Source organism: Mesorhizobium sp. WSM4830, from assembly GCF_055811495.1.
Genome location: NZ_JBVVQI010000031.1, coordinates 20,780 through 38,012, shown reverse-complemented (window position 1 = coordinate 38,012; position 17,233 = coordinate 20,780). Strand labels below are relative to the sequence as shown.

Sequence of the window (17,233 nt, the reverse complement as noted above, 5' to 3'; positions counted from 1 at the left end):
TCGCCCTCAACCGATGAGTGGAGGATTGGTCCAACGGATCTTGATTGGCACCAGCATCATATTGGCGTTCTCGGCAACGATCTCGCTTAGCGGTTTCGATAAGGGCCGGTCAAAAGGATAGCCCATTGGGCGCGCATCTGGATATTCGTCCCCGACGCCGCAGAAGCTCATCGAGCCGCATTTCTTCTGACTGCCGACCTTGTCCTTGTCATTATCGGTAGCCATCGCGAACAGCTTGAACGGCAGACCATCCTTCGTCCCGCGCGGAAGTAGCAAACCAAATGGCCAGCCGCACGTACAGGTACGTGCGTCTGCGTCCATGACCTCCCCGTCGAGGTCGATCACCTCGGCCGGATCAACGATGGCTGGTCTCCGAACGATGGACATTTGCCGCCCTGAGCGCCCAACTGTTGCTGTACCCGGCTTTGATTGAACCCGTGCTTTGTCCAGTTCAATCACGAAGCGGCGCATTTGACGGCCCGGTAACGTGGTCGGATCCTCGTTTACGTCGAACAGCCCGTCCGGCAATAGGAAGAAGCGTAGCGTGACCGCCTTCGATGCAGCCGTCAGATTCTGAAGCTCGGCAGCGATGAAAAATGGATTATGGGTCAAAAATTCGTAGCGGTAACGGTTGCCATCCAAGAGCTGGTAACGCCCCATTCGCATCGTCGTCTCAAGAGTCTCGGCGCCCGTTCCGGCAATCGCGGCCTGCGCAACATTTGATAAGTCAGCGCCATCCTCCCCACTTCCGGGATGATCCCCCTCAAGCGCGAGAGACACTCTTGTGACCGAAACGCGAGGTCGATCGTCGAAATCGTGCGGCGGCAGCGTGTCCTGATAGACAAAATGCAGGTCATCCACATGGCGATGCCAGCGCCAGAAGGCTGGATCGCGTATTGCCGTCGCCGGCGACAGAATGACCCCCGGGCGCTCCTCAAGATCGCCGATGAGAACATGGCCGGTGCCGTGATGATTTCTGTAGACAGGATTCGCGGTAGCGTCCGTACTTTCCGTCGTCATGCCCAGAATGTTTGAGCCGAAATGATCGACGAGCGGTATCGCTTCGTTCGACACGGCTGTAAGTGCGCGAGCGGCAACTCCTTCGGCTAGGAGGCCTCGTAAAGACTCCTGCGTAGCCGGAGAATCTCCATTATAAGGAACCATTAAGCTGTCCGTCGCGCGAGCCGAAAAACCATAATCGGCGAGACGGCCTGGATCGTAGCCTGCACCGAGAGGAGCAGCATAGTCGTCAATTGGATCAACTCTTGACAGGCCCACTGCAAGCCGCTCGACGTCATAGCGAGCAAGCATCTGTTGATGCATGTAATAGAAGAGTTCGCCGTGGCGCTCCTTGACTTTATAGAATGGCTCTCCGGTCCCACGCCGATTGGGGTACACCCAGTGCCAGTGTTCGTGGTGCTCGTTGAGAAGAGGATCTTCCCGGAACCAATCGAGCTTCGCTTCTTCGCCGTCGGCACCACTTCCCAGATCGATCTCGGGAAGGTCGGCGGCCTCAGCAGTAATTGCAGTTCGTCTGAGAAGCGAAGGCACTGTCAGCTTTCGCCCGAGTGGATGGTGGGTTAGGAAAAGGCCAAGTGCATGCTGCACCAATCCCTCGTCGCCTGCTGACGCCATGGCACGCGCCGTTCCCATAACCGCCGCGAGCCGATCGTCGTCACCTGCTTCGGTCTGATCGTCGGCTTGTCTGGCGAAGGACTCCGCAAGCGTTGCTGCCCGCTGCTGATCGTTGGATAGAAATGGCGTAAACATGCGCCTTTTGCTGGTCGGATCCGTCTCGTCGCGGATACCTGCCATAGCAATACTCGAAGATTCACCACTAGAGCTTGGAACTCCAATTCCGAAGATCGCGTCCCGATCACGGCGCGCCCGCTCGAATGCTTCCATTACGCTCCCCAATCCAGCTGGCGCCAACCTATTATCTTAGCGACATTTCCGTTTCTTGAAATCAGATTCGCACTGAACGCGTAGCCGTGGCCGGAAAAGTCAAGTTATGTTCAGTGTAAGGCTGACGTCGCCGTTGAAGGCGGAAGAAAGTAGCCCGCCGGATTGCGCTTCCAGTTTAGAGACGAGAGTTTCTACCGCTGCGAACGTAGCCTGTTGTTGGCTTCCGGCGAGCTGAGCGTCTGACGTTGTGCTGAACCAGAACTTGAACGGACGGCCGCCGGCGGTCGGCGACAGCGCGCGCTTCTTCATTGACCCAAGACGCGAGTCATAGATCGCCTGAATAACTGATCGCTCCGGATTGCCGTTCAAACCGTTTCCACAAAAGACGTAGTGGTCAGCCGACACAATTCGACAAAATTCCTCATCAACGTTGTGCTCTGAAGCGTGATGCTGGACCTTGAGAACATCAACGTGAATGTGGCCATCATCGAGAAAACCTGCAAGTTCGAGGCCCTTCTCAATGATTCTTTGCTGCGAGTCTCCGGTCAGCAGTAGGCGTTTTCCATCCTCCTCGACCATGAACATCAATGATGCGATGTTGGGGACCGTGACGCCTTCGAAGTCCTCTATCCCGTTCCAGTCGCGGAGATGAAACTCCTCCTGACCAAACGCGTCCACTTTGCGCTTTATCTCCGCTCGCAGATCTTTGAGTTTTTTTCGGCTGGTCGCGTCCCGCAGGAAATTGTTCCAGCCATCCCTCAGCATCGCGAGTTCGCTCGCCGTCGGACCGACGATTGTCAGCGTCATCGATCCGACTTGGAACGAAGATTGGCCCTTGCGAAACATTAGGAGCTTTGCTTCGTCCACAGCACCGGGCAGCTTGTTCACCGGGATTCCAAGCAATTCAGGGGATGCGTAGCGCGAAACCTTAATGGCCTCAGGAATTGAGACTGCGATCTGCTGGAGTTCCTCGCCGATTTCCATCAGAGAAGGGACGGAGCTTGCAAGAAGCGCGGGCGCTGCAGCGGCCATGAGTTGTTCAACATCGCCGGCGTTCTTCCCGATCTGATCGCGGAAAGCGTTGTGCCAAATCCCCGAGATTTCAGGCGGCCGGGGCACCTTCGGCTTCTTGATCGGTGTTCCGTTGGCCTCGTGGTACTCGTAGAGCCGCCACTCAAGCTCGTCCTCGAGCAATTGAAGAACCCCTGAAATGTGATCCTGGTCGATGTGAGAAATGTAGACGTAATCCAGCGCCAGTCCCGCATCACGCAGTTTCGACAATTCAGCGCGAACATAGCTTTTCATGCTGCTCGCCATGCCGCCGTCGCTGAGAATGCGCTTCCCGTCGCGACTCTCAAGCAGGAGGCAATCTCCCTTGTCAGACTGAAAAATCTGTAGCTTCATGGCCCGCCCCTCAAACTTCGATGCGCTGATTGAACGTCCGAGCTTCCTCCACGGCGGCGACCGGATCGATAACGCCGAAACCTGCGTCATTCCGCCACTCGTAGGATGCACCAGGGAGCGGCCGGGCAGTACGCTGCAGGATGCCGGAACATTGTGCGGAGGTGAGAGTGTCGTTTGCCGCGAGCATCAGGCCAACGACACCTGTGACGTAGGGGCTGGCCATGCTTGTACCTGTCATGCCAATCCATTCCCGATCGTCCTCGCTGAAACCTTTTGCCGCGACGATGTCGGTGCCCGGAGCCGCGACATCAGGTTTGCTGCGAGCATCGCGCGTTGGTCCCTGACTGCTGGAGATGTTGATGCGCTGCCGCGCGTCGTCGAGGTTTGCAACCGAGATCACTCGATGCCCGCATGCAAGAGAGCTAATGGAGTGCGAATCGATGTTGGACGCCTCGGAAAAGAATGACGGAAACCTGTAGAAACGAACGCCGCCACGTGCGCCTATCTCGATAGGGTCATCTCTTTCTATCCAGCAGTCGAACCGGCCATCGCGAATCTCGTCGCCGACTAACCTGATTGTCCAAACTCCAGCCTCGACTCCACGCAAATTCAGCGGGTCCAGGTTGGGCGTCAGGTAAATCGCGGCGTAGTTAGCACCGTTTGTCGGATGATAGAGCTCATTATAGATCGACAATGTCGTTCCGCTCGGCAGCCGCTTGTTCTGCACGTATTCGCGGGGCCGAACAGTGATCCATGGCGACCCCGGACTTGGCGCCTTTACCATCACCGTCACGCGATCCTGCGCGCCGTACCAGATCTCGAGCTCGTTTTCGGACAGATCCTCAATACCGTTTCCGATGACGGTCCATTCCAGATCCGTGCTTAGTCCCCGTGATGGTATCCTACCGCTCGAGTGGATGCGCCCTGTGATGAACCCAAGGTCTTCGTTCGACTGTGCCTTCTCCTGACCGGCGTTTCCGGCCGCCACACAGACGGCCCGTCCCGGCGTAGACAGAAGAGCATCCAACCACCGCGACACGCCGCTCGAACCGTCATGCGCCCCGCCGTTGGTGCCGAGGCTTATGTTTATGGAGATTGACTTCTTCTCACGCTCAGCAATTTCGAGCAAATACTCGACGGCATGGACGATCCGTGTGGAGTCGGTGAAGGTGGAACGGCGTTCCTCCGAGGAATCCTTCAGCGTTGGGACCGAAATCAGAACTGCAGCGATATCCGCTTGTGGGCAAATCCCAGAGTTTCCTGCGGCGATACTCGTCACATGGGTGGCGTGCGAACCCTCGGTGCGTTGCGACTGGCGTTCGCTGAATGTCGCGGGGAACTTCCCCGCTGCCTCTGCCACGATCGCGGCATCCATGAGCCCTTTGGTCAGCTCGCTGCCATAGTTGAAGTGGCTCTTTCCTCCACTCTCCGAAGGGGGCCGCCTGAAATCGCCACCCTGATCCCATATCGACAGGAACCGTGTGCCGCCGGCGGCATTTCTAAAATCGGGATGCGCGAAGTCAAAGCCACCGACGTCGATTATGCCAATGATGACACCTTCGCCATCACGATGATGTTTCTTGATCTCCGCGCCGCCAACACTGCGTGGCGTCGGGGTCTGGAGCTTTGTGTCGACCAAAGGTTGATCGAGCCTGAGCGGTTCGGAAGGGTGGACGAAAGCGACCCCTGGGTCGTTCTCGAGCTCAGGTAGCGAGGCGATCGGAACCGTTACCGAGACAAAGTTGCGCCTTACCAGTGGGTCGTTTCCGATCGACGTCTCGTTGCCTTGGTCCGGGAGCGTCGCCAATCCGCGCTTAGCAATTTGCTTTATCCGTTCGATGGCGCCTTTGTCGATGTCAGCGCCGTCAGCCCCGCGATCTCGATAGAGCTCCACGAAGATATTCACAAACGACGCATCCGCGGGAGGTTGATCCGCGAGTTTCGGTCTTTTGGAAAGTCTCGTCTTTTTCCGAGGCATCTCCTCCGTCATGATGGTCGATTGGGTCTCACGCAACAGCGTGAGATCGAGGTTCTCCGGAATACCAAGAGAAAACATCGAGGCGCCTGTTGCGGTCGCAACGATCGCACTTAAGTCAGAACGCAACGCATTGACCGTGCCATCGCCGTTGCGCAAACATCTGAGGCGCGGATGCAGCCGCCGCGAGCCCTCGTCGTGGTCTGCCATCGCACCCCCCCAAGCTCAGCTTATCCGTGAAGACTCAGTATATCTTCTCGTATAGCGCGAAATTTTGCCTGTGTCGCGAACTTTAGTGAATATCGTGCGTGGATGAAAGCAACACTATGATATTCTCCACCTGCGCCAATGACGGGGAGATCATCCCGAGTACGGCCATTGAGATGCCGTCGAACGATTAATTTTGTTGGGCGATCGGAAGCAGCTTGCCGCTGATGGTGCTGGTCCGCCCCCGCTGACATCGTCCGCCACATGAACGACGACCATGACTTCGGCTTGCGATCATTCGCCCATAAATCGCTGAGTAATGCTATCTGGGACGTGCAGAACAGAATCCGGCACGCGGGGTGCACTATTCCCACGCGCAGCATCCTCCTCCTAAAAGGGCTTCAGTTCGATCGAGTTGTGGTGGTGGCCAATGGCGCAATGATTGGAAAAGACTGATACGCTGCGCTGACAAGAGCCAGTAAAGGCGCCACTCTTCTTTCCACCTCGCCGAACATTCATCCCGCCGCGCAAGGTGCTCCCATCCCGGGATCGGCGGAATGACGGGCAGCGGAAGTGGCCGAAATAGGAGTGCCCTGCAAGGGATGCAGGAAAATTTGCTGCGGAGCGAACCGCCATTCGGTTCGCGCTGTACATCGGCGGTGCACTCGCACTACTACTAGGCAGGGACGGTATGTTTGATGGCGAAGCGCCATGAAAGCAAAAAGCAGAATACGAGCGCTCTTGGTGCTCTCCTTGATGGCTTTCCAGTCGGAAGTGGTCCTCGGTGCGTCGCCGTGCGATCCCAGCATTCGGCCCCAGCCCTTCTTGGGCTATTCGGAGTTGGGGTCTGGCCAACAGCTCCGCTGTGAAGGGTTTTTCACCGCCAACATATCCGGAGAGCCTCTTGAGATTGTTTCGTTCACTTCCGGACTGTGGCCCATACCGCCGAAGGGTATGACCCTGATGAATCTGGTGCTTTCAACAGGCACGCAGGTATCGGCGTCCTCGGTAACCATAAGTGCACAGAGTCTGGAGCGGCGCACGCATTATCGCATGGATGCAGAAATTCAGCCTGCCGGCACCTTGGAGTGGCCACTAAACGAGGTAGTGTTGCAACCAGGTGGCCCGAAGGGCGGTCTCGGCACCATCGCGCACTTTTCGGATGTTGAAGGACATCGCGTGCTCGTTCCCGTGTCCGAAAAGTCTGTCGCGGGTGATCGCCTTCATCTGGTTGTCCGGGTCGGACCCACCCTTGAGAATTTGCAATGGCGGTCGCACGAGGACAACACCAACGCGCAGTTCGGAGGTTGGATCGCGTCCGCCAGCCGAGCCTATCCTGGCGACACAATTGACGTGGATGTTTCTTCCCTTCCGGTCGGAGCGCACCTCATCGAGATCGCGGGGAACGTCCCGGGAAATATCATTCCGAAAACTATTCAAGTCCACATCGTGCGCTGAATCCATGAGCAATGGCGGTCCACCGACTGGAAAAAATTGGATCGACTTACGGGGTGTCATGCATCGCTTCCGGGCACGTGGTCGCCACTATCGTCAAAAACGCCAGTATTATCGCTTGCTCTCCATGGCCAAGGAGCGAGCGGTCATTGATGTTCGAGAAAAACTGAAAGGAAACCTCGCTAGTCCTGTCGACGATGAGCTTGTTGCGATCGAGCGGTTTGGTCGCGCAATTGCGGAAGAGCCGAAGCCGTGGTTGGGTGACGTGCTTTGGAGTCTCGTGGTTGCGCTCTTCTGCGTCGTAGTACTCGGTTTCCTCGCTACGACGCGGATCGAGCGGAGTGACTTGGTGCTTTCCGTGAAGGCCAGGGCGGTCGAGGTTGTTGCGGCCCAAGACTGGAACGCGGCTACGGCGCCGACCTTCACGATGAAGCATCCGTTCAGCGTTCGAAACGCGAGTCATGCGGATTTTCGCGGCTTCGATCCCAGCCTCGGATACATCGATAATCCACCGACTGTGCATGTCGAGGCTACCGCAGCAACGCTCTCCCTCAATCGAGTCTCCGCGGGCGACTCCCTTCGCGTGGCGTGTTTGGACACGGGTGAGCTTGAGCTGACATTGGCCAGCGCGTCGGGGGGCGTCGCCGTCTCCACCGCAGGGTTGTCCCGCGTCTCAAGTGGATTCGCAGTCGATGGAGGGAAACCGATCGACAGCTCAGTGAACGTGCCGGTTGCAACGATCCTGTTTCAGTCAGAAGCTCAGCAACCGATCATCCTCACTGGTGGGAGAACCGACTTCAAGACGACGCTGGCTGGGCCAATTTCAAGCTTGTCGTTTTTGGAGGATAGCACAAGCACCGCGGGGCTGCCGGGGTTCGCCTCCGCAATAGTAAAGGGTACCGCGCTGGTAAGCGATTTGGATCAGAAATACGAGCTCTTGCCCTTCAGCGACCTGTCGCTTGCTGGTGTTTCAGGAAATGCAGCGATTGCGATCGGGAGCGGTTGCGTGCAGGTGGATTTCGCCGGCTCGGTCAGTGTGATCGAAATTGGACGCAAGCCGTTCTCGGTCAACGTGGTGCCGTCGAGGCTGAGTTACATTTTTCGCGAGCAAGGGCTGCCTTACTATCTCGGGATTTTCGGCACGCTCTGGGCAGCGTTCTGGGGAGGGCTGATGTGGCTACGGCAACGCGTTTCTTGATCTTCATCCTCGCTGAATTGTTTGGAATCATTCCGGCAGGCATGGCTGCCGCACAGAGCATGGCAGAGGCGATGCAGCCTGGCGTGGTGGCAATTTCGAATGGCCGCGGAGCCGAGGGGTTTGGCATAATAGTGGCAGAAACGAATGGCACGCTCACGATCGTTACAGCCAATCACGTCGTTCGGGACGTGAATACGAACGCGGCCTTGGAACCGATCACGCTTAGCTTCTTTGGCATCGGTGAAACGGAAACGGCAACGCTGATTCCTAATTTTCTGCGTGCGGACGTTGCGGTTCTTCGGGCCCCCGCACCCGCGAACCTCAAGTGGTCGAAGAACGTGACGGCCAAGAGTGGAGATCTCTCACGCGGTGCAGCGCTGTGGTTCGTCGGGCGGCCGGGGCCGGACTGGACGGTTCCCGTCGCCCCTGGCGCTTTCCAGAAGCGGGACGTGGAGGGCTTCTTGCATGTGGAACGGCTTGGCGTGACTGGCGGCAGCTCAGGCGGTCCACTTGTGTCAAGGGCCGGCCTTGTGGGCATGCTGGTAAACGACAACAACGATCTCGATTCGGTCGCGGTCCCCATTGAAGTAATCTTCAACGCATTCTCCGCCGAGAATTGGAACCTCCCATGGGACCTGCGGAGTGCCAAAACCCGAGCCATCCTTTCGGTGTTCTCCGATTGCGATGGCTGCCCGGACATGGTCGTTATTCCAGCTGGGCAATACACGATGGGATCTGACCCGTCGGTCCCTTGGCCCGACAAGTCATCCCAGCCGCAGCATGAGATCACGATCGCGTACAATTTTGCGGTCGGGCGGACGGAAGTGACCGGCCCTCAATGGCTTGCGTGCGTCAGAGCTGGTGCATGCGCGAGTGACATCGGCTACCAAATTGATCCACATACGAACAACCCCATCCAGTTTGTCAGCTTTCAGGACACACAAGACTACGCAGCGTGGCTGTCAAAGAAGACCGGCGCGGTCTATCGGCTGCCCAATGAAGCGGAGTGGGAATACGTAGCCCGGGCAGGCCGCACTAGCACCTTCCCTTGGGGGGATTCAATGACGGATACGCCGGCAGTCTGTTGGGGTTGCGGTGGTGAGTTTGATGGTTCCAAGACCAATGCCGTCGCCCCTATCGGCAGATTCCCTGCCAATGAATTCCACTTGTACGACATCTCGGGCAATGTGGCTGAGCTTGTTCAGGATTGTTGGCTCGATAACTACGATGGCGCTCCCAACGATGGAAGCGCGCGGGTGTCAGAAGGCTGCTCGGATCGCGTAATTCGAGGCGGTTCGTACTTGGATCCTCCGCTAACTCTGCGCGTCTTTGCTCGTTACAAAACGCACACCAATGACCGCACTGAGTCCGTTGGCTTCAGAGTTGTGCGAGATATCGAGAGGTAGTTGTTATAGCCCGTCTTTGATGTCGCTGATGGTGAAGCGACGAGAACTACTCCAATTGTCGCGCAGACACGACCGTGCAATATAGCTCAACGCTGGATAGTGCCGCATGAGCAAACACAGCCGCGAAGCGGATGGCCCGGGGTTCGGGGGATCATCCCCCGATGGGAGTGCGGGGGGAAGCCCCTGCTATGTCAAAGCGCTTCCTCCGCGCGTGCGATGGCCTACCGATCGGCTGCTGTCTTGGATCGACCAATCGCTGGCGTATGTCACCTGAAGCCGTCGAGGGCATGCCCGATGACAGGTTCCTTGCCGAGTACCAAACCGCACATGATGAGCCGCGCTCGCCCTCTGTCGCACTGGTTGCCGCCGTGCTTGAGCGCGAGTGGTGGCGCCGGTGGCCTGAAGGTCGCGACGCATGAAACGCCGGCCCAGTTCAACCCGCGCGACGTCCTTCAAAGCTGGAGGGATCGATCTTTACCAAGTGGTCTGCGGCCTCGACCGCAGTTCGTATCCTGCTGCGCAGCGCGAGATTCTCGGCCAACATTTCTTCAGTGCGGCGAAGCGCGAGCTCAGTCCGGTGCATACGCTGCGTGGCATTGGCAACTTCGGATGTCAAAATATCGGCCCCTATCCCGTGGCCCTGGGATTCCATAGTGTCCATGGATTTCTAACACGTGGGGGCCGATATCGTTCCCTGATGTCGTGCGAAAAGGGGTGTCGCAGTTCCTCTATCAGTGATGAGCGCTGTCAATATGGCCCGGCCGTCATTGCAGCCGCGACAAAGGCGAGATGGGTCGAATGACCAAGGCGCTCCCTGCCAAAACAGCGTCCAAAACAGGGCGCGCGCCTCGATCGGTGCTGATGCGGCCCGATGAAATAGGGAATCTCAAATCTGCCGCCGACTATGCTGGCCGAGATGACAGGACTATTCCCCGTCGGGCAAAACGCTATGGGATCGGGCGCCAGAGTGGACCAGGCGCACCAATCGAAATCAGCCTGCCAGCCTTGGAAATGGTGTTGCACGGCGAATGGGGAGGCGCTTGAGAGCCTGCGCGCCGGCGACAGATCAAGTCCGGACGTGATCCGGATATTCGATCACATTGGGTTGGCGCTGTAGACGTTATCGCGGCTTAGGAGCGGTTGCCTCGTACTGAAAGAGCGGCGATGCCTTTGGATCGCGGCGGGTTTCTTCACTCGCCCATATCCGCCATTTGGCAAACCCAACGGCATTGTTGCCGACACCGCCGTTGATTTGCCCACTTTCGTTGCCGATCTTCCACCATTCCAATGCGAAACGCCCGGACTGATCCACCGGAGAAATTGCGAAGCTCATCGCCCAGCCCGACTGCGCCAAACAAAGCCAGCCAGCACGGCGGGAACTGGTGTTTCCGGGAAAGACAGATGGGTCGAATATCGGCTCTATCGACCAATCCTTCCCCAGGCTGAGGCAGGGCGTATCGCCCCATGGTCTTAGCAACTGGGGATGAGGTTCGTTCGCAGATTTCAGCACCCCGATCAGCGGCTCGGCATTCGCTTGGCCGGCAGCTACGACGATGCCGATCTCTTGGGTCTCATCGCCGAATGCGATCAACTCCCCGACTGTGAGTTCGGCCATCTTGCGCAACGTTGCATCGATCGAGAATCGCATATGTCCCTCCCGTGGCGGCGAATGATAGTGGCCTCACAGGTCCATCTGTGTCCAATCCGCAAAATGATTTGCACATGATCTCTTAGCTCCAGTCAAAACAGGACCGGGAGCTAATGAGAATGACGTTTCCCGCTACAAATCAGGCTCGCAACACAGACGAAATCGTAGCCGTCGCCTTAAACGGTGGCCGCGTCACGTTCGGCTTTCGCGCTGCGCTTTTCGAGGCAGCGGCCCGCGCCGGTGTGAGCGTGAACGAATTCGTGTTGAAGGCCGCGGCTGAAAAGTTGCTCGCCGCCGGCGCCGATTTTCCGGGCGTCTTTAACTCCCTCGATATCGATCACCACAACGACAACGGACAGCAGAAGGCAAGGCGTAAAGCAAGAACGCGACTATCAACCTCGACGACAGAATCGCTGCGGCCTTCCCAGGATCGCCGACGTCTGACGATACGGTTCCCTCCTCAATGCCGTTTCCGCCGCCGATACGAAGGCAAAGGCGGAACATGCCGCAGCCAAGGAGCGAGCACTGAATCCGGCGACACCATCCGTCGACGTGGCTAAGGCCCGAAAGGCGATGGAAGACTGTCAGTTCTCTTCGGCGCGCATGAGCGCCGCGACGACGCGCCTCAACGAGCTTCTGGCTACAACCCGGAACGAGGCCGAGGCGGCTCACCAGAAGGAAATGGCCGCTGCCACTGCCGAGCGTGACCTCCTGGCAGCAGAGCTGGCCAAGGAATAGCCAGAGATCGAGTGGAAGCTTGTCGACCTGATGTCTCGCCTGGTGGCGAACAATGATCGCCTCGCCGTGTAAGCGGAGGCGCCGTGGTGCTAACCGCTGAGGGCATCGCCCGACGCGCGCCTGACAGCTTCGAGGTTCCATGCCGCAGCTGGCCCTCGCGCTGGAGCTGCCGTCGTTCTTCGGATTCCAGCAAGGCTACGTTTGGCCGACACTATCGGGGCGCTGAGATGTCCCTGGTCCGTCTCAGATTTCCGATGCGCGGGAGGGCAGTCCGTTCCTTTCGGCCCTCCCGCAACCCGTCAAGAGGCGAGCGGCAATGACCATGGTCAGTAACAAGTGCCCTTCGGCTTGCTTCGTCGGCCGATGCGATTGCGGAGCGATCGTCAACGACGTCCTGCAGAAGAGCCGGACGTTTCACATCCCCCTCATGATGAAGGACAGCGCCCCTTCGCAACCCGAAAGAAGAGCTTCGATATGATGACCGATGCTGAAAAGCGATCGATCAAAGACAGCGTCAAGGGCATGCCTTTGTATAAGGCGGCCGCCCTGCCAATCTATGATGGCGTCGCGGCTGCATCGCCAGTGGCCGGCCCGCAGAAGAGTATTACGCCATCGTCGACGGTGCCTCTTTGTAGCGATGCCCTCGGCGGGCGCGAGAGAAGCTTCGCCAACATCGACGCGGCGGCCCAATCGATCGCAGCCCGTCACCAGCGCGACCACGATCTCGCCAACGCTTGGCGCAAACCACTGAACGACAACAAGGCGCGCTAGCCGTCGTGACGAAGAGCACGCGCTTCAAGCCAGGTCAGTCCGACAACCCTCGCGGGCGGCCGGCAGGATCGCGTTCGCGTGTCACGCTCGCTCGCGAAAAGCTGCTCGACGCCGATGCCAGGGCGATCACCACGAAGGCGATTGAACTGGCCGAGGCCGGCGACACTGTCGCTCTGCGCCTCTGCATGGATCGCATCGCGCCGCCGAGGAAGGGATCGCCGATAACCTTCGCGCTGCCGACTATGACAAAGACCGGTGACGTAAAAGCGGCGGCCCTAGCCGTTCTGCAAGCCGTAGCAGCCGGCGGCATCTCTCCGGAGGAAGGCGCCTCGGCAATTCCGATCATCGAAGCTGCCGGCCGAACCATTCTCGCCGACGAGATCGTAACCCGCCTTGAAGCGCTCGAGCGCGATGCGGAGCGAGGCATACGGCCATGAATCTTTCCCACATCGATACTCGACTGCGCAAGTTGGAAGATGCGGCACGCCAGGCGCGCGAAGCCGGATCTATGTACACGCCGGCCGATTTCGAAGCTCTGACCGATGAGGAATTGGACAAGCTCGAAGCCATCGTTCTCCGCATTATCGAAATCACCGGCAGCGAGGACCGAGTTCTCTTCCCGGCCCACTTGCCGATAACCGAAGTGATCGCCTTGGAGGCCAGCGACCCGGACCACTTCTATCAATCGCTGATCGAGGCGGCCGCCAAATGTTGAAGGATCTCAGCCGCCGAATTGCCGCGCTTGAGCGGTTCCGCCTTTTGTGGTCGAGAGTGTCAACGACAGGGCGGTGCCAGCCTCACGGCGTTCATCGCCGAGACTTTCGAGCGGGAGCCGAATGGCACCTATGCGGACTGCCGCCAAGCTCTATGGCCTGCCGGACGCTCGGGCCTTTCTGAAGTGGTGTTCCGCTCGCTTCACCGATGAAGCTCACGCCATGCTTGCCAGGAACGCCTATGGCGACGACTGGCGCGAGAAGGTCGACGAGGTGGCGGAGGAAGTCGCCGCGCGCTGTAGCGCCGTACACGGCCGGGGTGGGAACAGATCCTGCTCGACCGAATGAGCAGCGGTGCCGGTCATTCTCGCTACCGACACGAGGGGATAAGCCCATGACGACGGCTACCCTTGATTCGCCATCGACTCCAGCCAGGCTGTCTCGGCAGAGGCGAACCTAAAGAGGATGAGTGCGGCCAGCGCGCAGGCTGAGGCCGCGCAGCAGAAGCTTGCCGCCGCGTCGTCTGCGTCGAATGCTGCGCTGTTGCGCATGGCCGCCGGCGTCGACGCTGCAAACGTCATGCTCGCCAAGCTGGTCGCCGCGACAGATGCCTCAACAGCGGCGGCGGCAAGAAACGTCGCTGGCACGCGACAGATGGAACCCGCCAACATCGCCGGGGCTAAGTCGGCTGAAGTTGTTGTTGCCGTGCAGCGTCAAACGGCGGCGGCCACAGACCAGGCGACGGCCGCGATCGCCCGCCACAACATCGAATCGGTCCGGCAAATCACCATCGCAAAGGCGCGCGCGGCCGCCGGTGTCGACGTGTGGGGCCGGACGGCGGCGGAACTGGCCGCTACCAGAGCGCTCGGCGCCGGCCCGACCAACGCTAGCGCAACCTGCCGGTGGCAGCGCCTGCTGCCCACGCATGACTGAGGCGGCCGCGGTCACCGCGTTGCTGCCGGAACAAGCGCTGTGTCGACTTTCGGGGCTGTTCTGGGATCACTTATCAATCCGACGACCGCTATTCAATTTGCGTTGTTCTCTCTCGGCGGCGCGGCGGTCCAGTATTTCAGCAACATGCAGATGGGTGGCAAGCCACAAGGCGCTGATAGACCAGATCGCCGGCGCATTCCCGCTCGCTGCCCAGGCTGCCAAGGCCTATGAGGATGAAGCCGCAAGATTGCCGTAGTCCGTAGCCGCTGCCGATTTCGCGAAGCAGATCGAGGACGAGCAAAAGAAAGTCACCTCGCTCCTCGATGGTCTTCGCATCGACTTCAAGGTGATCGGTGGCGACTACGGCATGTTCGGAGCCGCTGGATCGAAAGCATTCGCCCAGATTGCCGGTGAACTTGAACATGGGACGATCGGCGCGACTGAGCTTCAGAAGCGGTTGGGAGAAATCAGGCTTGACAAGAGCCTTCCTGAATATGCGCGGCAGTTCGCCGAGACCCTCCAGGATACCGCAAGTTAGGCTGCTCAACTCGGCATCTTCGCGGGTCCAGCGCAGCCGCCGCTACCTTTCAAGGCGTGACCGTCGGCCGTGGTGACGACGGCCCTAAGATGCTGAAGCATATCGCGAAGAACCGCGAAACGCTCCGACAGCTTCAGCTTGAGCAGTCAGTGGCCATGGGCCGGATCGGCGCCAGGTCTCCTCAGGAACTCGCAGACGCTGCGCGGGCGGCGGAAGCAGCCAAGCCATTCGACCCTTCCGAGAGGATAGCGCCGCCGCGCTGGCCTATACTAAGGCGATGCACACGCTGGACCAGGCGCAAAAGCAACGTGCCCGTTCCGTCGATGCGACCATTGCCGGATAGCGCATTGACCTCGATCTGATCGGCAAAACTGCGGGCGCGACCGAAGCGCTGCGCATGGAGTTCCAGTTGACGCAGCAGCTTCGCGAAAGAGGCGTCGCGAAACAATATCCCGGTCGATCAGCAAGAGCTCGAGATCATCAGACAGAAAGCCGCAGAACTTGGAAGGGTTGTCGACCTTCAGGGTCGGCTCAATCTGAATAACGATCTGGCGTTCGAGCGTTCACAGCAGTTCCGCACGCCCGAAGAGCAGGCAATCGTCGCGCGTCTTCGCGGTGCCGACATGGGCATGGCTCCACCCAGGCGCAGGCGATGCGCGACATGACCCGGTTTGCCGACGCCAAAGACCTGGCCCAAGGCTTCCTGACTGACTTCAAGTCTGAGCTGCTGAGAAACGGCGGTGACCTCGGTGAGGCGCTCGGCGAGTCGATCCTGAATGCGCTCACGGCGTCGATGGATAAACAGCTGAGCGACATCTTCGACCGGCTTGCGACGTAGTTCGCGTCACTGCTGACGGGGCAGGCACCTGGCGCAGCCTCAGTCGGGGCGGTTGCCAGCGCCGCGACCTTCGGGACTGCCGGAGGCTTCGCATACATGCTTGGCCTTGGCGCCAGCAACGACAACTACGCGAAGGGCGCAGTGAAGCGCGCACCGCTGCCTGATCTGACAGGAATGGCCGGCTACATTCAGCAAGCGGCTACCGCGCCCGGAATCGATCCCGACATCGCACTTCGTGTCGCTCGCTCCGAGGGACTCGCCGGCGTATGGCATTGTCGGCATCATTTCTGCTGCGCTCGACGACAAGGGCATTAGCTATCGCCACCAATTCGCTGAGCGTTTGATGGCGGCCGCTGAGGGTACATCGGACATCTCGCGCGGGGCTTCTTGTCGGCCTTGCCGAAGGTCTGGTTCCCCCGAGCCCTCCTAAGCTCACTGTGGTGAAAGAGGACGATCCAAAAGGGCAGCGATAAGCGGCCTTATCACTACAAAGCCAGACGCAAGGGAGCAGGGATGAAATCGAGCGACGGCACCGAAATCAATGCGGTTTATTTTGGCTCTGGTCCAATTGAAGGCCATCTGCATAACGGATCAGTTGCTGACCCAAATCCCGCGCCGCATTGGGAGAAATTGAAACCTGCGTCCGCTCCGGCGGCTGAACCTTCGCGCGCACCGCCTCAAGATGCTCCGGTGAAGTCGCGTAGCTAACGCGCAGGACGACGCTGGTTCCGGACAGGGCAACGCCCCATGATGTCATGGCGTCGAAAAGCAGCACGCCGTTCGACATGTTCCACTCAGACCTGTCGATTTTGTCGTCATCATCCATGTCTACGTCCTATTGCTTGAACGCGATGCCGCTGCGGCCAAAGCCGCGACCCCAACGCCCTTCTTAGGGGCCAGCCTGTTTCAGTTGCTGCGTAAGCCAACCAAGACTGGTAATCCCATCCACGACGACGGAGTAGTCCGTCGCAGACGATTTGCTATTGCTTTCTGAAGCGTATTCGCATGTCGCGGCGCCTCGAATCGCCGCTCCATAGGCGTTCGGCGCATCGAAGGAGATAATTTCGGTGAATAGCGTCGGCTCTCGATTACCGTTGATCGATTGCTGATAGATCCTAGTCCAAAGGTCACGACTATCCTGGCTGTCTGGATTGTGCATTTTCACGTAATCAGCGAGTGACAGGTCTGATTGGAACTCGGAAATCTCGATCCGCTGGTATCCTGAAGGTGATCGCAACCGCTTCTTGAGCGTCGCCTCGCAAGCTCCGGTCATTGCGGAGTCAAAAGGGCTGTAAAACCCCGACCACATGCTCCAACCGAGCCCGCTCGCAACGGCGACTACACCCACCGCCAATATTCCAGCCCCCCTCAATCGTCCCTCCAAAAAGCGTGGCAGCCAAAAGCCATCATTTTCCAAGCCCGAGAAATGACAATCGCGCAACCGTAGCGCGAGCGCAAGAGTAGCTGGCAGTAGCGATAAGGACGGTTCTCGCAACTCTCCGAT

Annotated in this window: 19 protein-coding genes; 11 read left to right on the top strand and 8 right to left on the bottom strand. The window is 58.8% G+C overall.

Annotation, left to right across the window (positions count from 1 at the left end):
• Positions 1-6 precede the first annotated feature (6 nt).
• The 3 genes from AC0L2Y_RS28570 to AC0L2Y_RS28560 form a co-directional block, all read right to left on the bottom strand.
• Positions 7-1,905 (bottom strand): tyrosinase family protein, encoded by a 1,899-nt coding sequence (locus AC0L2Y_RS28570; RefSeq protein WP_473561111.1) that lies wholly within the window; start codon positions 1,903-1,905, stop codon positions 7-9.
• Between the two features lie 99 nt (positions 1,906-2,004).
• The gene (locus AC0L2Y_RS28565; protein ID WP_473561109.1) at positions 2,005-3,309 is read right to left on the bottom strand and encodes an MBL fold metallo-hydrolase; all 1,305 of its coding nucleotides are present in this window, start codon (positions 3,307-3,309) and stop codon (positions 2,005-2,007) included.
• A gap of 10 nt (positions 3,310-3,319) precedes the next feature.
• Positions 3,320-5,494 (bottom strand): S8 family serine peptidase, encoded by a 2,175-nt coding sequence (locus AC0L2Y_RS28560; protein ID WP_473561108.1) that lies wholly within the window; start codon positions 5,492-5,494, stop codon positions 3,320-3,322.
• Between the two features lie 708 nt (positions 5,495-6,202).
• Between AC0L2Y_RS28560 and AC0L2Y_RS28555 the strand changes: the two genes are divergently transcribed.
• Genes AC0L2Y_RS28555 through AC0L2Y_RS28545 form a run of 3 tightly spaced genes read left to right on the top strand, consistent with a single transcriptional unit; the run spans position 6,203 to position 9,550 of the window.
• Positions 6,203-6,949 carry a hypothetical protein gene (locus tag AC0L2Y_RS28555; RefSeq protein WP_473561106.1) on the top strand — a complete coding sequence of 249 codons (747 nt, stop codon included), beginning with the start codon at positions 6,203-6,205 and terminating at the stop codon, positions 6,947-6,949.
• 58 nt (positions 6,950-7,007) lie between these two features.
• Positions 7,008-8,144 carry a hypothetical protein gene (locus AC0L2Y_RS28550; protein WP_473561105.1) on the top strand — a complete coding sequence of 379 codons (1,137 nt, stop codon included), beginning with the start codon at positions 7,008-7,010 and terminating at the stop codon, positions 8,142-8,144.
• Positions 8,120-9,550: an SUMF1/EgtB/PvdO family nonheme iron enzyme gene (locus AC0L2Y_RS28545; protein WP_473561103.1), complete on the top strand. Its 1,431-nt coding sequence runs from the start codon at positions 8,120-8,122 to the stop codon at positions 9,548-9,550. Before AC0L2Y_RS28550 ends, AC0L2Y_RS28545 begins: the two co-directional genes overlap by 25 nt.
• Positions 9,551-10,670: 1,120 nt before the next feature.
• Here AC0L2Y_RS28545 and AC0L2Y_RS28540 read toward each other — a convergent pair.
• Positions 10,671-11,198 (bottom strand): hypothetical protein, encoded by a 528-nt coding sequence (locus AC0L2Y_RS28540; RefSeq protein WP_473561101.1) that lies wholly within the window; start codon positions 11,196-11,198, stop codon positions 10,671-10,673.
• Positions 11,199-11,317: 119 nt separating this feature from the next.
• Here AC0L2Y_RS28540 and AC0L2Y_RS28535 point away from each other — a divergent pair, with 119 nt between their 5' ends.
• The 7 genes from AC0L2Y_RS28535 to AC0L2Y_RS28505 all read left to right on the top strand — a co-directional run bounded on the left by AC0L2Y_RS28535 (position 11,318) and on the right by AC0L2Y_RS28505 (position 14,353).
• Entirely contained in the window at positions 11,318-11,758 is a 441-nt protein-coding gene (locus AC0L2Y_RS28535) for a hypothetical protein (protein ID WP_473561100.1), read from the top strand.
• A 13-nt stretch (positions 11,759-11,771) separates the two neighbouring features.
• A complete protein-coding gene (locus AC0L2Y_RS28530; RefSeq protein ID WP_473561098.1) occupies positions 11,772-11,936 on the top strand; it encodes a hypothetical protein in 165 nt (54 codons plus the stop codon).
• A gap of 477 nt (positions 11,937-12,413) precedes the next feature.
• Positions 12,414-12,707 carry a hypothetical protein gene (locus tag AC0L2Y_RS28525; protein ID WP_473561096.1) on the top strand — a complete coding sequence of 98 codons (294 nt, stop codon included), beginning with the start codon at positions 12,414-12,416 and terminating at the stop codon, positions 12,705-12,707.
• A 5-nt stretch (positions 12,708-12,712) separates the two neighbouring features.
• Positions 12,713-13,144, top strand: a complete 432-nt coding sequence (locus AC0L2Y_RS28520; RefSeq protein WP_473561094.1) for a DUF5681 domain-containing protein — start codon at positions 12,713-12,715, stop codon at positions 13,142-13,144.
• Complete coding sequence (locus tag AC0L2Y_RS28515; RefSeq protein ID WP_473561092.1) at positions 13,141-13,422, top strand: hypothetical protein; 282 nt, start codon at positions 13,141-13,143, stop codon at positions 13,420-13,422. Before AC0L2Y_RS28520 ends, AC0L2Y_RS28515 begins: the two co-directional genes overlap by 4 nt.
• A 121-nt stretch (positions 13,423-13,543) precedes the next feature.
• The gene (locus tag AC0L2Y_RS28510; protein WP_473561089.1) at positions 13,544-13,768 is read left to right on the top strand and encodes a hypothetical protein; all 225 of its coding nucleotides are present in this window, start codon (positions 13,544-13,546) and stop codon (positions 13,766-13,768) included.
• A 117-nt stretch (positions 13,769-13,885) separates the two neighbouring features.
• Entirely contained in the window at positions 13,886-14,353 is a 468-nt protein-coding gene (locus tag AC0L2Y_RS28505; RefSeq protein WP_473561088.1) for a hypothetical protein, read from the top strand.
• Between the two features lie 136 nt (positions 14,354-14,489).
• On the opposite strand, the gene AC0L2Y_RS28500 is transcribed toward AC0L2Y_RS28505, so the two are convergent.
• The gene (locus AC0L2Y_RS28500; RefSeq protein WP_473561086.1) at positions 14,490-14,777 is read right to left on the bottom strand and encodes a hypothetical protein; all 288 of its coding nucleotides are present in this window, start codon (positions 14,775-14,777) and stop codon (positions 14,490-14,492) included.
• A 295-nt stretch (positions 14,778-15,072) separates the two neighbouring features.
• Entirely contained in the window at positions 15,073-15,339 is a 267-nt protein-coding gene (locus AC0L2Y_RS28495; protein ID WP_473561084.1) for a hypothetical protein, read from the bottom strand.
• Positions 15,340-15,543: 204 nt separating this feature from the next.
• On the opposite strand from AC0L2Y_RS28495, the gene AC0L2Y_RS28490 reads away from it, so the two are divergent.
• The gene (locus AC0L2Y_RS28490) at positions 15,544-15,729 is read left to right on the top strand and encodes a hypothetical protein (RefSeq protein ID WP_473561082.1); all 186 of its coding nucleotides are present in this window, start codon (positions 15,544-15,546) and stop codon (positions 15,727-15,729) included.
• 538 nt (positions 15,730-16,267) lie between these two features.
• Here AC0L2Y_RS28490 and AC0L2Y_RS28485 read toward each other — a convergent pair.
• Together AC0L2Y_RS28485 and AC0L2Y_RS28480 are read right to left on the bottom strand one after the other, a co-directional pair.
• Positions 16,268-16,555, bottom strand: a complete 288-nt coding sequence (locus tag AC0L2Y_RS28485; protein WP_473561080.1) for a hypothetical protein — start codon at positions 16,553-16,555, stop codon at positions 16,268-16,270.
• Positions 16,556-16,618: 63 nt separating this feature from the next.
• Positions 16,619-17,077, bottom strand: a complete 459-nt coding sequence (locus AC0L2Y_RS28480) for a hypothetical protein (protein ID WP_473561078.1) — start codon at positions 17,075-17,077, stop codon at positions 16,619-16,621.
• Positions 17,078-17,233: the final 156 nt, after the last annotated feature.

Excerpts from the sequence above, each read along its gene's own strand:
- AC0L2Y_RS28555 (WP_473561106.1), top strand. The coding sequence starts at position 6,203 with ATGAAAGCAAAAAGCAGAATACGAGCGCTCTTGGTGCTCTCCTTGATG.
- AC0L2Y_RS28550 (WP_473561105.1), top strand. The coding sequence starts at position 7,008 with ATGCATCGCTTCCGGGCACGTGGTCGCCACTATCGTCAAAAACGCCAG.
- AC0L2Y_RS28490 (WP_473561082.1), top strand. The coding sequence starts at position 15,544 with ATGCGCGACATGACCCGGTTTGCCGACGCCAAAGACCTGGCCCAAGGC.
- AC0L2Y_RS28560 (WP_473561108.1), bottom strand. The coding sequence starts at position 5,494 with ATGGCAGACCACGACGAGGGCTCGCGGCGGCTGCATCCGCGCCTCAGA.
- AC0L2Y_RS28570 (WP_473561111.1), bottom strand. The coding sequence starts at position 1,905 with ATGGAAGCATTCGAGCGGGCGCGCCGTGATCGGGACGCGATCTTCGGA.
- AC0L2Y_RS28515 (WP_473561092.1), top strand. The coding sequence starts at position 13,141 with ATGAATCTTTCCCACATCGATACTCGACTGCGCAAGTTGGAAGATGCG.
- AC0L2Y_RS28530 (WP_473561098.1), top strand. The coding sequence starts at position 11,772 with ATGGAAGACTGTCAGTTCTCTTCGGCGCGCATGAGCGCCGCGACGACG.
- AC0L2Y_RS28540 (WP_473561101.1), bottom strand. The coding sequence starts at position 11,198 with ATGCGATTCTCGATCGATGCAACGTTGCGCAAGATGGCCGAACTCACA.
- AC0L2Y_RS28500 (WP_473561086.1), bottom strand. The coding sequence starts at position 14,777 with ATGTTCAAGTTCACCGGCAATCTGGGCGAATGCTTTCGATCCAGCGGC.
- AC0L2Y_RS28565 (WP_473561109.1), bottom strand. The coding sequence starts at position 3,309 with ATGAAGCTACAGATTTTTCAGTCTGACAAGGGAGATTGCCTCCTGCTT.
- AC0L2Y_RS28525 (WP_473561096.1), top strand. The coding sequence starts at position 12,414 with ATGACCGATGCTGAAAAGCGATCGATCAAAGACAGCGTCAAGGGCATG.
- AC0L2Y_RS28505 (WP_473561088.1), top strand. The coding sequence starts at position 13,886 with ATGAGTGCGGCCAGCGCGCAGGCTGAGGCCGCGCAGCAGAAGCTTGCC.
- AC0L2Y_RS28535 (WP_473561100.1), top strand. The coding sequence starts at position 11,318 with ATGACGTTTCCCGCTACAAATCAGGCTCGCAACACAGACGAAATCGTA.
- AC0L2Y_RS28510 (WP_473561089.1), top strand. The coding sequence starts at position 13,544 with ATGGCACCTATGCGGACTGCCGCCAAGCTCTATGGCCTGCCGGACGCT.
- AC0L2Y_RS28485 (WP_473561080.1), bottom strand. The coding sequence starts at position 16,555 with ATGGATGATGACGACAAAATCGACAGGTCTGAGTGGAACATGTCGAAC.